At 61.3% G+C, this 13,707-nt stretch carries 12 protein-coding genes and 1 pseudogene; 2 read left to right on the forward strand and 11 right to left on the reverse strand.

All coding sequences use genetic code 11. The features are described from left to right. Positions 1-114 precede the first annotated feature (114 nt). A complete protein-coding gene (gene xylF / locus E5X88_RS07105; RefSeq protein ID WP_292159649.1) occupies positions 115-1,155 on the reverse strand; it encodes a D-xylose ABC transporter substrate-binding protein in 1,041 nt (346 codons plus the stop codon). Then, the gene (locus E5X88_RS07110; protein WP_292159652.1) at positions 1,152-1,388 is read right to left on the reverse strand and encodes a hypothetical protein; all 237 of its coding nucleotides are present in this window, start codon (positions 1,386-1,388) and stop codon (positions 1,152-1,154) included. The genes xylF and E5X88_RS07110 overlap by 4 nt, the downstream gene beginning before the upstream one ends. A 39-nt stretch (positions 1,389-1,427) precedes the next feature. Between E5X88_RS07110 and E5X88_RS07115 the strand changes: the two genes are divergently transcribed. Continuing rightward, entirely contained in the window at positions 1,428-2,675 is a 1,248-nt protein-coding gene (locus tag E5X88_RS07115; RefSeq protein ID WP_292159656.1) for an ROK family protein, read from the forward strand. Positions 2,676-2,843: 168 nt separating this feature from the next. Here E5X88_RS07115 and phoB read toward each other — a convergent pair whose 3' ends face one another. From phoB to E5X88_RS07155, 8 genes and pseudogenes are all read right to left on the reverse strand, one after another. Further along, positions 2,844-3,533 carry a phosphate regulon transcriptional regulator PhoB gene (gene phoB / locus E5X88_RS07120; RefSeq protein ID WP_126035251.1) on the reverse strand — a complete coding sequence of 230 codons (690 nt, stop codon included), beginning with the start codon at positions 3,531-3,533 and terminating at the stop codon, positions 2,844-2,846. Between the two features lie 16 nt (positions 3,534-3,549). Then, positions 3,550-4,257: a phosphate signaling complex protein PhoU gene (gene phoU / locus E5X88_RS07125; protein ID WP_292159659.1), complete on the reverse strand. Its 708-nt coding sequence runs from the start codon at positions 4,255-4,257 to the stop codon at positions 3,550-3,552. Positions 4,258-4,295: 38 nt separating this feature from the next. Then, on the reverse strand, positions 4,296-5,111 hold the full coding sequence (gene pstB, locus E5X88_RS07130; protein ID WP_292159661.1) for a phosphate ABC transporter ATP-binding protein PstB: 816 nt from the start codon (positions 5,109-5,111) through the stop codon (positions 4,296-4,298). A 12-nt stretch (positions 5,112-5,123) separates the two neighbouring features. After that, the gene (gene pstA, locus E5X88_RS07135) at positions 5,124-6,737 is read right to left on the reverse strand and encodes a phosphate ABC transporter permease PstA (RefSeq protein ID WP_292159663.1); all 1,614 of its coding nucleotides are present in this window, start codon (positions 6,735-6,737) and stop codon (positions 5,124-5,126) included. Continuing rightward, complete coding sequence (gene pstC / locus E5X88_RS07140) at positions 6,730-8,118, reverse strand: phosphate ABC transporter permease subunit PstC (protein ID WP_292159665.1); 1,389 nt, start codon at positions 8,116-8,118, stop codon at positions 6,730-6,732. Before pstC ends, pstA begins: the two co-directional genes overlap by 8 nt. A 120-nt stretch (positions 8,119-8,238) precedes the next feature. Next, positions 8,239-9,243 (reverse strand): PstS family phosphate ABC transporter substrate-binding protein, encoded by a 1,005-nt coding sequence (locus E5X88_RS07145; RefSeq protein ID WP_292159667.1) that lies wholly within the window; start codon positions 9,241-9,243, stop codon positions 8,239-8,241. A gap of 496 nt (positions 9,244-9,739) precedes the next feature. Next, positions 9,740-10,395: pseudogene (locus E5X88_RS07150) on the reverse strand (response regulator); the annotation flags it as partial. Positions 10,396-10,665: 270 nt separating this feature from the next. Next, positions 10,666-12,141, reverse strand: coding sequence for a DUF2865 domain-containing protein (locus E5X88_RS07155; RefSeq protein ID WP_292159669.1), 1,476 nt, complete (start codon positions 12,139-12,141; stop codon positions 10,666-10,668). Between the two features lie 447 nt (positions 12,142-12,588). Between E5X88_RS07155 and E5X88_RS07160 the strand changes: the two genes are divergently transcribed. Next, a complete protein-coding gene (locus tag E5X88_RS07160; protein ID WP_292159671.1) occupies positions 12,589-12,804 on the forward strand; it encodes a hypothetical protein in 216 nt (71 codons plus the stop codon). A gap of 192 nt (positions 12,805-12,996) precedes the next feature. On the opposite strand, the gene E5X88_RS07165 is transcribed toward E5X88_RS07160, so the two are convergent. Continuing rightward, positions 12,997-13,368, reverse strand: coding sequence for a hypothetical protein (locus E5X88_RS07165; protein ID WP_292159673.1), 372 nt, complete (start codon positions 13,366-13,368; stop codon positions 12,997-12,999). Between the last annotated feature and the right edge of the window lie 339 nt (positions 13,369-13,707).

Consider the following 13,707-nt stretch of genomic DNA (forward strand, 5'->3'; position numbering starts at 1 on the left):
TGCTATTTGCTTTCCCCAATCATTTGAAGCGGAAGTCATTTGAAGCGGAAAGCCTTTTGAAGAACGCCGCGGCCTGACAGCCGCGGCGTTCGTTTCCTTGCGAAGTGATCGCGATCAGTTGCAGGCCGCCACGCTGCCGGCGGCGACGCCCGCGCAGACCGCGTCCTTCGTGATCCAGCCGGCGTCGATGACGACGTTGAGATTGTCCTTGGTGATGGCAATCGGCGTCAGGAACAGCGACTTGACGGCATTGCCGCCCGGCGTGGTGAAGTCCGTCACGCCCGCAATGTCGGTCATCTGCTTGCCGTCGGCAAGCTGCGAGGCGATCTCGGCAGCGTTCTTGCCGAGTTCGCGCGCGTCCTTCCACACCGATACGGTCTGTGTGCCGAGCGCGATGCGGTTCAGCGCGGCATGGTCGCCGTCCTGGCCCGACACCGGAACGGATCCGGCCAGGCCCTGCGCCGTCAGCGCCGCGACGACGCCGCCGGCGGTGCCGTCGTTGGCGGCAACCACCGCATCGACCTTGTTGTCGTTGGCGGTCAGGAACTGTTCCATGTTCTTCTGGGCGTTGGCGGGAAGCCAGCCGTCCGTATAGGCCTCGCCGACATTCTTGATCTTGCCGCTGTCGATGGCATCCTTGAGCACTTCCATGGAGCCGGCAAACAGAAAATCGGCATTCGGATCGGCGCCCGAGCCCTTGATGAAGACGTAATTGCCTTCCGGCGCCACCTTGAACACTTCGCGGGCCTGCATGCGGCCGACTTCCTGATTGTCGAAGGTCAGATAGAAGACGTCCTTGTTCTCGATCAGCCGGTCATAGCCGACGACCGGAATGCCTTCATCCAGCGCCTTCTGCACCGCAGGCCCAATGGCCGAGGCATCCTGCGCCAGGATGATCAGCGCGTTGGCGCCCTGCGAGATCAGGCTCTCGACATCGGTCAACTGCTTGCCGGGATTGGATTGCGCATCGGCGGAAATATACTTGTCGCCGGCGGCCTCGATCGCTGTCTTCATGGCAGCTTCGTCGGTCTTCCAACGCTCTTCCTGGAAGTTCGACCACGAAACGCCAATGACCTTGTCCTTCGCCTGTGCGACCGACGCGAGCGTCAGCGACATGGCGACCCCCGCCAGGATGGCGGCTGTGAACCTCTTCATGATATTCCTCCCTGCACCACGTACGGCGCGATGAAACTAGCCCGAAGGCCGGCACAAAAGGCTTTATTTTTTCGAGCCTCGAAAAAATACTGATCCAACGCCGAAGCGCTGTCAACATCAATTCTGATGGATTTTGAGGTCCTGTCGGCGTTTTTTCGAGTCTCGGAATAAATAATGACAGGGCTGTCGGCTTCTGCCAATATTTGCTTGGTGTCGCCGACGGCCTTCGACATCACGAGAGGCCGCGAGGACGACCGGGAGGAAAGCAAGACATGTCGGTCGGAATCCGCCACGACGATTTGCGCCGGCGCAACCGGGCGATGGTGATTTCGGCCGTGCGCCGGGCCGGCCATCCGTCGCGGACCGAGATCGCCGCGACCACCGGCCTCAGCCATTCGACCATCTCGGCGATCTCTTCGGACCTGATCCAGGAGGGCATCCTGGCCGAGAGCAGGGGAAGCGAAACCGTTTCGCTGAAGCGCGGCCGGCCGCAGGTCGGCCTCAGCCTCAATCCGGAAGCGGCTGCGGTGTTGGCCTTGGTATTGTCGCTGAATTTCCTTTCGGTCGCCGTCATCGATTATGCCGGGCAAGTGGTCGCCGAGGAACAGCGCCGGCTGGACACCCTGACCATGTCGCGCGACGAGCTGATCGGCGAATGTGTCGCCATCGTCCGGCGCCGGCTGGAAGATCCCGACCTTGATGTCCAAAGCGTCGCCCGCATCGCGCTGGCGATCCAGGGCATCACCGATTCCCATGCGCGCGCCATGCTGTGGTCGCCGATCACGCCGCAGACGAACATCGCTTTCGCCGACATTCTGGAAGACGAGTTCGGCATCCCGGCCACCATGGAGAACGACTGCAACATGATGGCAGTGGCGCTGCGCTGGCGCGACCCGGATCGCTACCGCGACGATTTCATCGCCATCCTGCTCTCGCACGGCATCGGTATGGGGCTGGTGCTGAAAGGCGAACTGTTCACCGGTACCCATTCCTCAGGCGGCGAATTCGGCCACATGATCCATCGCCCGGGCGGTGCGCTCTGCCGCTGCGGGCGGCGCGGCTGCGTCGAGGCCTATGCCGGCAACTACGCCATCTGGCGCAACGCAAGGCAGTTGAGCGAGAACGCCGAGCCGGTCGCCGATGTCAGCGACGCCGACATGCGGGCACTGGCGGCTCGGGCTCGCGAGACGGATGGGCCGGAGCGCGAAGCCTACCGCAAGGCCGGCGAAGCGCTCGGCTTCGGGCTTGGCAGCCTGTTCGCGCTGATCGATCCGGCGCCGGTCGCCATGGTCGGCGCCAGCGCCGCCGCCTTCGACCTGATCGAACCTGCCCTGCGCGAAGCCATCGCCCAGACTGCCGGCGGCCAGCATTCGGGCTCGATTTCCTTCGACACCGAGCCGAACGAGCTGCCGCTGATCCGCGAAGGCTGCGCCATGCGGGCGCTGAGCTTCGTCGACCAGGAGATTTTCGCGCCGGGTGTCCAGGCGAGAGGGGGCTCGGCGGGGAAGAACGTAGCTTGAATTGACCGAGAGAGCGCGGGAGTTGGGATGTGCTGAGATTCAGGTCAGGCCGAGCCGAGAATGGTGGGTTCCGAGAACCGGAACGGAGCGGACATTTGGGTCCGTGAGTACCGAAAGCGCAGGAAGCCGTCGTTCGCAGGCCGGCATCACCCGAATATCAGCACATCCCTAATCTTCCCTGATCGCATAGCCAGCACCGCGGATGGTGCGGATGACATCAGGCATGCGACCATTGTTGACCGCCTTGCGCAGCCGGCCGACATGGACGTCGACCGTGCGTTCGTCGATGTAGATCGTCTCGCCCCAGACATTGTCGAGCAACTGGCTGCGCGAGAACACCCGCCCCGGGTGCCGCATCATGAACTCGAGCAGCCGGAATTCGGTCGGCCCAAGCCGGATCTCGCTCTTCTTGCGGTAGACCCGGTGCGATTCGCGATCGAGCACGATGTCGCCGACCTTGAGAACGCTGGACAGCACTTCCGGCTTGGCGCGGCGCAGCAGCGCCTTGACCCTGGCCATGAATTCCGGAGTCGAGAACGGCTTGACCAGATAGTCGTCCGCTCCGGTGGAAAGGCCGCGCACCCGGTCGCTCTCCTCGCCGCGGGCGGTCAGCATGATGATCGGCAGCCGCTCGGTTTCCGGACGCACCCGAAGACGCCGGCAAAGCTCGATGCCGGAAATCGCCGGCACCATCCAGTCCAGCACCAGAAGATCAGGCACGTTCTCCTGCAGCCGGATCTCGGCCTCGTCGCCGCGTGTCACCACCTCGACTTGGTAGCCTTCGGATTCAAGGTTGTAGCGGAGGAGGACGCCCAGAGGCTCTTCATCCTCCACCACCATGATGCGCGGCGCGATCATCGGCCGGTTACCCCTGTCATGTCGCCGGCGCCGACATTGTCGTTTCGTCGAGCTTCGGGCGGTCCGCCGGCAATTGCTTCCCGGTCACGACATAGTAGGCGTTTTCGGCAATGTTAGTGACATGATCGCCGATACGCTCGAGATTCTTGGCGCAGAACAGAAGGTGTGTGCAGGCGGTTATGTTGCGCGGATCCTCCATCATATAGGTCAGGAGTTCGCGAAAAACCGCCGTGTATTTCACGTCGATTCTCTCGTCGGCGGCGCGCAGTTCTTTCAACGCGTCGGCGTTGCGCGACACATAATGCTCGACCACGCCGCGAAGCTGATCGAGAACGAGATCCGCCATGGCGTCGATACCGTGCGAGAGATTGCGTGGCGTGGCGCTCTGTCCAACAGCGCTGACCCGCTTGGCTATGTTCTTGGCCAGGTCGCCGATGCGCTCGAGATCGCCTGCCATGCGGATTGCGCCGACCACGGCGCGCAGATCCTGCGCCATCGGCTGCCGCTTTGCGATCAGCGTGATCGCACTATCGTCGAGTTCGCGCTGCCGCGCATCCATGATCGTGTCGTCCGAGACGACGCGCTGCGCCATCGCATTGTCTGACGCAAGCAACGCGCGGATCGCCGCCGCGACCATCGCGGCCGCGAGCTCGTCCATGTCGCGGAGCAGCCGGTCGATGTGCTCCAATTCCTCGTCGAAAGATGCGACGGTGTGTTCACCCATGATACTGTCCTCGTGTTCGAAATTCGCCGCCGGGCCGCTCAACCGAACCGGCCGGTGATGTAGTCCTGGGTGCGTTTGTCGTCGGGGTTGGTGAACATCTTGTCGGTCGCGCCCTCCTCGACCAGATAGCCGAGGTGGAACATCGCCGTGCGCTGCGACACGCGCGCTGCCTGCTGCATCGAATGAGTGACGATGACGATCGTGTAGTTCTGGCGCAGTTCGTCAATCAGTTCCTCGACGCGGGCGGTGGCGATCGGATCGAGCGCTGAACAGGGTTCGTCCATCAGGATCACTTCCGGCGACACCGCGATGGCGCGCGCGATGCACAGGCGCTGCTGCTGTCCGCCGGAGAGGCCAGTACCCGACTCGAGCAGGCGATCCTTGACCTCGTTGAACAGGCCGGCCTTCTTCAGGCTCGATTCAACGATGCCGTCCAACTCCGCCTTACCCCTGGCCAGGCCGTGAATGCGTGGACCGTAGGCGACGTTTTCGTAGATCGACTTCGGAAACGGGTTCGGCTTCTGGAACACCATGCCGACGCGAGCTCTGAGCTCGACGACATCGATTTTCGGATCGTAGATATCTTCGCTGTCGAGCGTGATCTTGCCGCTCACCCGCGCGATGTCGATCGTGTCGTTCATTCGGTTCAGGCAACGCAGGAAGGTCGACTTGCCGCAGCCCGATGGGCCGATCAACGCCGTCACCTGGTTCTCGCGGACATCGAGATCCACGTCGAACAGGGCCCGCTTCTCGCCGTAATGAACGGAGACCTTTTCGCCCTTCATCTTGATCGAGGGTTCGTTGGCCCCGCTACTCAGTTTCTGTTCGACGCTGGCTTCCGTCATGATGTTCATATCCTCTACTCCTTACCAGCGCCGCTCGAAGCGCCTGCGCAGTATCACTGCAATGGCATTCATGATGACCAAAAACAGCAGCAAGATCAAAATCGCCGCCGACGTCTTCTGCTGGAATCCGGCTTCCGGGAAATCGGCCCACATGAATATCTGCACCGGCAGGATCGTCGCGGGATCGGTGAAGCCGCCGGGAATGTCGACGATGAAGGCGACCATGCCGATCATCAGCAACGGCGCGGTCTCGCCCAGCGCATGCGCCATTCCGAGGATGGTGCCGGTCATGATACCCGGCATCGCCAGCGGCAGGACGTGATGGAATACGGTCTGGACCTTGGACGCTCCGATGCCAAGCGCCGCCTCGCGGATCGACGGTGGCACCGCGCGTAGCGAAGCGCGTGAGGCGATAATGATGATCGGCAGGGTCATCAGCGCCAGCACCATGCCGCCGACCACCGGGGCCGAGCGCGGCAGGCCGAAGAAATTCAGGAATACAGCAAGTCCAAGCAGTCCGAAGACGATCGAAGGCACCGCCGCCAGATTGTTGATATTCACTTCGATGATCGTCGTCAGCCGGTTCTTGGGCGCAAATTCCTCAAGATAAATCGCCGCCGAGACGCCGATCGGGAAGGCGATGGCAAGCGTTACGATCATGGTCAGGAACGATCCGACGACCGCGCCCCAGACACCGGCCAGTTCCGGCTCGCGACTGGCGCCGGTGAAGAAGAAGATCGAGTTGAACCGGCTTTCGATCAGGCCGGCGCTCTTCAACGTGTCAAGCCACACGATTTCCTTGTCCGAAATCTTTCGCGATGCTTCCGGCGTATCGATGACGCGCAGAGATGCCTGGCCGCTCGCGGCGGGCGCCGTGCTGTCCAGCGCCTCGATCACCGTGCCCTTTGCGATCGCCGTCCCGTTGGCCCCAGGCGACAGCGCGGTCAGCTTGACCGTACCGCCGTTGAACACGACCAGCAGCGACGATGCGCCGCTCGTCAGCGTGAGCATGCCGTTTTCGGCCTCGGTCGCACCATGACCGCGCGCCAACGCCAGCATGCCATTGTCGCCGAAAGTCAGGTCGATGTCGCCGCTGGTTCCCGAAGGCGTGACGCTTGTCGAAATCGCTTCGTCCGAACCGACGTCGGCAAGCAAACCCTTGAGATAGAGGTCGGCAAAATCGTCAAGTGGAACCGCATAATCCACCGTTCCTCCGAGCATCCCCGGATCAGCCGCAATATCTTTGCGCAGGAAGACGCCCGTGCCGGTGGAAATCAGCCCGCGCAGCAGCCGCTTGTCCTGACGGCGCGTCACATCCGGAAATTTTGCCGCAAGCGCTTCCTGGGCGATGGAGTCATAGTTCACTTCATCGAGTTTCGCCGGGTCGACCTTGGCCGCCGAAAGATCGATCGGCAGCGTCAGATAGTTCAGCCGCAGCGCCGGGATCGCCTGCGTGACGACCGTCGATAGGAGCAGCACAAGGAAGAAGCCGGCCAACGCGACGGCTCCGGCGCCGAGCCACTTGAACCACGCTTCCGCGCGGTAACGGCCCTTCAGCCGCGCCTTCGCGGCATCGTCGGTATGAATGCTGACCGGCCGTCCGCCGGCGCCAAATGACGCGATCGCATCAGTCATATTGCTCTCGGTATTTCTGGACGACGCGCAAAGCGACGATGTTGAGGGTAAGCGTGATGCAGAACAGCACCAGGCCGAGCGCGAAGGCTGCAAGCGTCTTGGCGCTGTCGAATTCCTGGTCGCCCACAAGCAGCGTCACGATCTGCACCGTCACGGTGGTGACCGCTTCGAGCGGGTTGGCCGTGAGATTTGCCGCCAGCCCCGCCGCCATGACCACGATCATTGTTTCGCCGATCGCGCGGCTGACGGCGAGCAGCATCGCCGAAACGATGCCCGGAAGGGCGGCGGGAAGAATCACCTTGCGAATGGTTTCCGACTTGGTCGCGCCGAGGCCGGCGGAACCGTCTCTGAGGGATTGCGGAACAGCGTTGATCACATCGTCGGAAAGCGAGGAAACGAAGGGAATGATCATGATACCCATGACCACGCCTGCGGCGAGCGCGGATTCGGACGCAACGCTTAGGCCCAGACTTTCGCCGATACCACGGAAGTAGGGCGCGACCGTCAGCGCGGCGAAGAAGCCGTAGACGACGGTCGGAATGCCGGCGAGGATTTCCAGCACCGGCTTTGCAACCGCGCGGACGCTTTTGGAAGCGTAATCCGAAAGATAGATCGCGGCCATCAGCCCGATAGGCGCGGCCACCAGCATGGCGATGAAGGTGATGAGCAAGGTGCCGGCAAAGAGCGGCACCGCGCCAAAAATGTCCTGGTTGACGGCGCCGGCTTCCGTTCCCGCGCCGGTGAAGGCGCTCTGCGGCGACCAGTGCGTGCCGAACAGGAACTTGTAGAACGGCACTTGTTGGAAGAACCGCAGCGATTCGAAGATCAGCGACAGGACGATGCCGATCGTCGTCAGGATCGCGACTACCGAACAGGCGATCAAGAATGCGCGAAGAACGCGCTCCACCACATGGCGCGCCCGGTAGGCCTGTGCGATGCGCGAATAGGCCCAGTAAAATCCGGACGCGGAAAGCAGGAGCGCGACGGCCCAGATGATCCAGGTGCTGGTCGCGTGGATTGATTTGTAGACGGCAGCGGCCGCCTCTTTCGTGGGATCGGCGAAGCCGACAAGCCCGCCAAAGGCCATCGCGCGAGCGTCGCGGATAAAAGCTTCGACCTGCGGAACGCCCATTCCCGACAACTCGGCGGAGAAGCGGTCGGTAATGATCGACGCTTCAATTCCCGGCGTCACCATCGACCACAACACGATCGCAAGCAGCGCGGGACCGGCAGCAAAAAGCGCCAGAAACATGCCATGCTGGCCAGGCAGCGAATGCAGCCGCGCGACGTCGCCATTGACACTGGCAACAGCACGTGTCCGGCCGATCCAATAGGCCGCGGCGGCCAGAACCAGGAGAAGAACAACGAGATAACCGACCATGATTCAGGACGTCCCCTCGACCGCCGGTCATTCACCGGCTCAAAGCACGGGACGTTGGTCCCGCGCTTTGTGCTTTTGATCATGAGGGTCAGAGCGGATATTCGCCCGGACCCCGAAACATCAGGACCCCATGCCCTTCAGGGCCTTGGCGTTTTCGGCCCACTTGGCGCGCTCGGCGTCCGGCAGCGGGATCAGGCCCTTATCGGCGAGATAGCCATCAGGACCCCATGCACCCTCCGAGGTGTACTCGGCGATGAACTCTTGCATGCCGGGGATGACGCCGACATGCTCTTTCTTGGCATAGATATAGAGCGAGCGGGAAACGCCGTAGTCGCCGGACGCGATGTTCTCGAAGGTCGGCTCGACGCCGTCGATCTTGTGGCCCTGCAGCTTATCGGCGTTCTGGTCAAGGAACGAGAAGCCAAAGACGCCGAAGGCATTGGCGTTGGCTTCCAGCTTCTGGACGATCAGATTGTCGTTTTCGCCGGCTTCGACAAAAGCGCCGTCTTCGCGGATTTCGCCGCAGCCCTTTTCATTAGCCGCCTTCACTTCTTCCTGGCAGGCCGCATCCATGACGAGTTCAACGAACGCGTCGCGCGTGCCAGACGTGGGCGGCGGGCCAAGCACCTCGATTTTTGTCGCGGGAAGCGACGCATCGACATCCGACCAGTTCACGTAGGGATTGGGAACGACCTTTCCGTCAACGGCGACATTCTTGGCGAGCGCCTTGAAAATCTGCTCCTTGGTCAGATCGACTACAGTCCCCGCCTTCGAGTTGGCGAGCACGATGCCGTCGAAGCCGACCTTGATCTCGACCGGCGTTACGCCGTTTGCCTTGCAGGTTTCAAGTTCGCTGTCCTTGATGGCGCGCGAGGCATTGGTGAAGTCAGCGGTATTTTCGCCGACGCCCTGGCAAAACAGCTTCATGCCACCACCGGTGCCAGTCGATTCGACGACCGGGGTCTTGATCTTTCCGCTCTGGCCGAGCTTTTCAGCGACAGCCGTCGTAAAGGGGAACACTGTGGACGAACCAACGATTTGAATCTGGTCGCGCGCGGCGGCATAACCAGCCGACGCAGCGAGCGCGAGCGCCGCGGCCGACGCCGTAAGGATGAATTTGTTCATGTGGCCTGCTCCTGTTCGGAAGATGGTCTCTCGGCGCCATTGTCTGTTGGCGCCCGGTGAGGCCATAGCCCCCGATTATTACAGTCACATGACAGTTTCATGTCACCCCGGTAACGCCGCACAGCCATGGCGAAAAGGGATGGCCGCTGGTCCCGCCAGCATAGCCGTGGTTTGTCGCCGGAATCAGTGGCTTGCACGGTTTCCGACCGGCATTTCCCCTCGACAGTCGGCGTCGAAAAGAAAATCCGGGCGGGAGCGCGTTGCATGCGGCCAGATCATGTCCAGGCCGCGCCATCGCCGAAACAGGTCCGTTGGGGTAGATCTGACCCTGTTTCTTGCCGGCGGTCGCTGCTCCCGCCCGTAACTGGAGGAGCGGAACTCGAATGCGCTTATTGTTCCAACCGGTCGTACGCTTTGGTATGGTGCGATCGCACCATAGTCTTGTCCGCAGCGCGTTGCCGAATCTCGGCTAAACGCCACAGCCCGACGGGAGACCCTATCCCGCGTTGCGCTGGATTTCGCCGCCGGCGCCAAGCCAGCGCTCGACCTTTTCGAGCAACGCCCTGGGGCTGATGGGCTTGGACAGGTAATCGTCCATGCCCGCTTCCAGACACCGTTCGCGATCGCCCTTCAGCGCGTGCGCGGTGACGCCACGATCGGGACATGCGTGCCGGTTTCTTCTTCCAGCCGGCGAATTGCTGCGGTTGCTTCGTGGCCGTTCATCTCAGGCATCGAAACATCCATCAGGATCATGCGCGGATTGAGCCTGCCGAAGGCATCGAGCGCCTTGCGGCCATTGCCGACGATCTCGAAGCCGTAGCCGGTCTCGCCGAGAATCTGGGTGAAAACCATCTGGTTCACCTCGTTGTCCTCGGCAACGAGGACGTCCAGCCGATGCCCGGCGCCCGCCAACGCGCTGGTGCGGGGACGAACCAGTGGCGGCTGCAGCAGCGCCCGTCCGGACGCGGCCCCATATGCGGGCAACGACGATGGCTGCGACATGTCGCTCTTGGAACCGTCCGCCGTCGGCTGCGCGCCGGTGCCCATCGTGTTGTGACGGTGCCGCTGGATGGTGGCGACCAGCGTTTCCAGCAGCACCGAAGAGCGCGCCGGCTTGATCAGCTCGGCGTCCGTCCGCTTCCGCCATGCCGTCCCAACCCGAGAATCAAGGCCGAACCCCTCCCTCCGCGGTTCGCCGGCGGGATGTGCCTCACAAGCATTAACGTTCCGCTAACCTTAACGGATCGTAACCGGTGCGGTGGATTCGGAATTCGCCCGTTGCGCTGCTCCAAACCTGAACGAATTTCGGATTCGCCCCACCACAGCGCCGCGCCTCCTTTCGGACGCGCAAAGGACGCTGCAGCGCTTGAAATTTGCACATGATCCCCAGCGAAAATCGATTCCGATTTTCGGGGTCATGCGCTAGCCTTGTCCGCGGCGTTCCGCCGGTTGTCGGCAGAACCGAAGCCGCGTTATAGATCCTGCAAGGTGTTGCTGATGTTGGGACGGATACTGCCTTTTTTCCTGTGCCCGATACTGCTGTTCGGGAGCGGTTGCTCGCGCAGCTACGACGGCACCGTCATCATTCCGAGGCCGCTCGATGTCCGGCAGTTCTGGGACAGACCAACGCAGGCGCAAGCCGAACAGCCGCAGTTGGGGACCGATGTCTTTCCGGTGGCGCCCGAAGTCCCGAAGGAAGCGGCGACCCGCAGAACGACAACGCTTGTCGCGCCGAGAAGACGAATCACGAGGTCGTCCAACAATTCGCCTGTGTCGTCCGAACCGGCGAAACCACTCACCTGCAAGAACGTCAGCCAACCCGGAAAACGGGTCCGGATGGTCTGTGAGTAAGCCAGCCGGCGAAAGATCCGCCCTCAAACCTTGCCGCGCATCCGATGTAGCGGTCGGCCACACGCTATCAATTCTGCGGCCCGGCTTCAGTGATCGGTCTTCAGGGAAAAAAGCCGGGCCAACCACCCTTACCGGCCGCGCGTCGATCATTTTTTCGATCGACTGATGCTGGGCGGCGCCCTTGGCCTCGCCCCCGGATGCTTTGATGTCCAGGGCTTTGGCATCGGGTCCGGGAATTTCCGCAACCGCTCCAAGATCCGGCCTTGCCGTCGGCAATGGAATGATAGCATTGGCCATGTTGGCCGGCGTTACCGTCCGTGCCCTGAGTTCAGCGACCCGCCGGGAATACCGCTTGACATTACACGCCTTGAAATTCGCGTTGTCGCGGTACCTGAAGGCGGCCGGAAGCTCCGTATAGGGTTTTCGCGTCTCGGGAGCGACCATTTCTTCGGTCTCGCGGCTGGCATCTTCAAGCGTGTAGAGGTCGACGCCGGCATCGTCGCAAATGTAGCGGCACTGATCGACAGTGTCCTTCAGATCATCCCTTTTGGCGAACTGCGATTTTGGCGCGGGGAAGAAATATCCGTCCGAAAGGCGCACACAAAACAGCATCGAACCACCAGGCGTTACGCCGGCGAACTGGGCCGCCGAACGCTGTTGCGCTGGCCGTTCCCGCTTCTTGGCCGCAGGTGTGCAGCCCAGGGCGACAAACCTGGCCTGCAGGCCGGACGTATCCCTGCTCGAATTCGACGCGCTCGCGATCCGGCGTTGCACCTCCGCCTTACCCCTGACGAGATCGGCGCAGGGGTTGAAGAAGAACCCGACCATCGAACTTTTCGCGGAGCATTGGCGCTGTTTCTCCAACCTTTGGATCGCGACAAGCTGCCGGCGCAACTGGGCAAGCTGCGGGCTCGACCCGCCGCGATCGGCCGAACGCATTTGGCTCCTGATCGCGCTGCAGCTATCCGCATAAGAAGAGGAAGTGCCGAGCGTCAATGTCGTCACCGATATCAGCACAAGAATAATCTCAGACCAGAAGCGTGTCATTGGAGCGACCATTGTTCCCTGTTTCCGCCACGAAGCTGAAACCGCATTCTTTATTGATCGTGAATAAGACTTGTCTAAATGAGGTTTGCCTAATTCTGTAAGCTCGCAGCTTACAGAAAACGTTGAATACTAATGTACTATGTATACTCTCGTAAATTCGATATTACATTTTTGTTTCAATATTGAGACGAACCTGAAAACAACTCCGATGCGATCGCCGAAATTTGACCTGACTGATGGATTTCGGGTTCCCTCGATCGATCCGGCCGCCATCGATCAATCCGTCGTTACCGCCAGATCCACGCTGAAACCTTTATCCTGCCTTCGGCGTTAATGGCCATTACAGCGCCATGCGTCCGTTGGGATGCGCAAAGGAGGCTTCGATTTTGCGCTTTCCGAGAAATCGATTTTTGGGATCGTGCGCTGGATGGTCAAAGGACACCGCAAATGTCGATCCACTTCAATGTCTCGGACCTGACCAGAAATCTGTTTCACTCGCTTGGGCTGGACCATGAGCGCGCGCCGAGACCTCTCAGTCCTGAGCAAAGTCTTCTGCTGGAGTGCTATCTGGCCGGCCAGATTCCGGAATCGGCCTGGAGCGACTACGTCTTCGAGACGCCGGAACTGGCACGCCATGTCGATGCGAGGCGCAGGCACCGCTAATGCATGTCGCCCAAAAGTGCGCAGCGGTTTTGGGATAACGACATGCATAAAAACAAGAACTTAAAGCGCGTCGCGCGAATCGTTTCAGACGCGACGCGCTTTAACATCTTGTGCGCCGGGATTCGGTCCGATCGCTTGAGATGACGCCGCTTTGCCGTCGGCCCACCCGGAAACGAGCGGGGATAGCGCCCGCTATTGTTTGGGCGAGTCGAATTGCAGGGTGAAGACGTTGCCTGCAATCCCTTGGGCGAGCGCCGGCGAAAAGCTCAGCGGCAAGCAGTCTTCCAGGGCGGCGATCGCGGCATCGACAAAGGATTGCCGTGCCTTCGCGTCGCCGGCCACATTGATGGCAGTCGCCCTGGGCGGGCCGATCAGCGTGCCGTTGCGCTTGAAGCTGAAGGCCAAGGTGACGGTGGAATTCCCGGCATCCGCTGGCGGAGTCCAGCACGCCTGGATCGCAGCCCCGACATCGTCCATGGTGTTGAGCGTCTCGGCATTCGATTGACAGGTGGCGCCAGCCAACATCGCGCCCGCAATCGCCGACAGCCTTGCGGCGCGTTTCATTGCAAGTCCTCGTCCTTCCGCCTTGCCCGCACAGCGATATGGTACGGACAATGGTGGCGATGACAATATGTCTTGATGTCTTGCAAAGGCCTCGACGCCCAACGACAACGCGAAGTCAGGCCGCGATTTCCCAGGGCATAATAGCCCTCGAAAGCAAAAAGGCCGGCACACGGCCGACCTTTCGTTCCACCTCGGCACCCGCGCCAGTACATCCGTGGTCGCGAATTGGAGGTGAATTGCCGATCAGTAGATAGGGTTTTGGTTAACGAATCCTTACCTGACGGGAAGCAGACCATCGATGCATCATGCTATCTGATGACTGCAGAAAGTCGTCTTAAA

Source organism: Mesorhizobium sp. (assembly GCF_004962245.1).
In the GTDB taxonomy this organism is placed as follows: domain Bacteria; phylum Pseudomonadota; class Alphaproteobacteria; order Rhizobiales; family Rhizobiaceae; genus Mesorhizobium.

Excerpts from the sequence above, each read along its gene's own strand:
- phoU (WP_292159659.1), bottom strand. The coding sequence starts at position 4,257 with ATGGGTGAACACACCGTCGCATCTTTCGACGAGGAATTGGAGCACATC.
- pstC (WP_292159665.1), bottom strand. The coding sequence starts at position 8,118 with ATGGTCGGTTATCTCGTTGTTCTTCTCCTGGTTCTGGCCGCCGCGGCC.
- pstB (WP_292159661.1), bottom strand. The coding sequence starts at position 5,111 with ATGAACATCATGACGGAAGCCAGCGTCGAACAGAAACTGAGTAGCGGG.
- xylF (WP_292159649.1), bottom strand. The coding sequence starts at position 1,155 with ATGAAGAGGTTCACAGCCGCCATCCTGGCGGGGGTCGCCATGTCGCTG.
- E5X88_RS07145 (WP_292159667.1), bottom strand. The coding sequence starts at position 9,243 with ATGAACAAATTCATCCTTACGGCGTCGGCCGCGGCGCTCGCGCTCGCT.
- E5X88_RS07165 (WP_292159673.1), bottom strand. The coding sequence starts at position 13,368 with ATGAAACGCGCCGCAAGGCTGTCGGCGATTGCGGGCGCGATGTTGGCT.
- pstA (WP_292159663.1), bottom strand. The coding sequence starts at position 6,737 with ATGACTGATGCGATCGCGTCATTTGGCGCCGGCGGACGGCCGGTCAGC.
- E5X88_RS07115 (WP_292159656.1), top strand. The coding sequence starts at position 1,428 with ATGTCGGTCGGAATCCGCCACGACGATTTGCGCCGGCGCAACCGGGCG.
- E5X88_RS07160 (WP_292159671.1), top strand. The coding sequence starts at position 12,589 with ATGTCGATCCACTTCAATGTCTCGGACCTGACCAGAAATCTGTTTCAC.
- E5X88_RS07110 (WP_292159652.1), bottom strand. The coding sequence starts at position 1,388 with ATGTCGAAGGCCGTCGGCGACACCAAGCAAATATTGGCAGAAGCCGAC.
- E5X88_RS07155 (WP_292159669.1), bottom strand. The coding sequence starts at position 12,141 with ATGACACGCTTCTGGTCTGAGATTATTCTTGTGCTGATATCGGTGACG.
- phoB (WP_126035251.1), bottom strand. The coding sequence starts at position 3,533 with ATGATCGCGCCGCGCATCATGGTGGTGGAGGATGAAGAGCCTCTGGGC.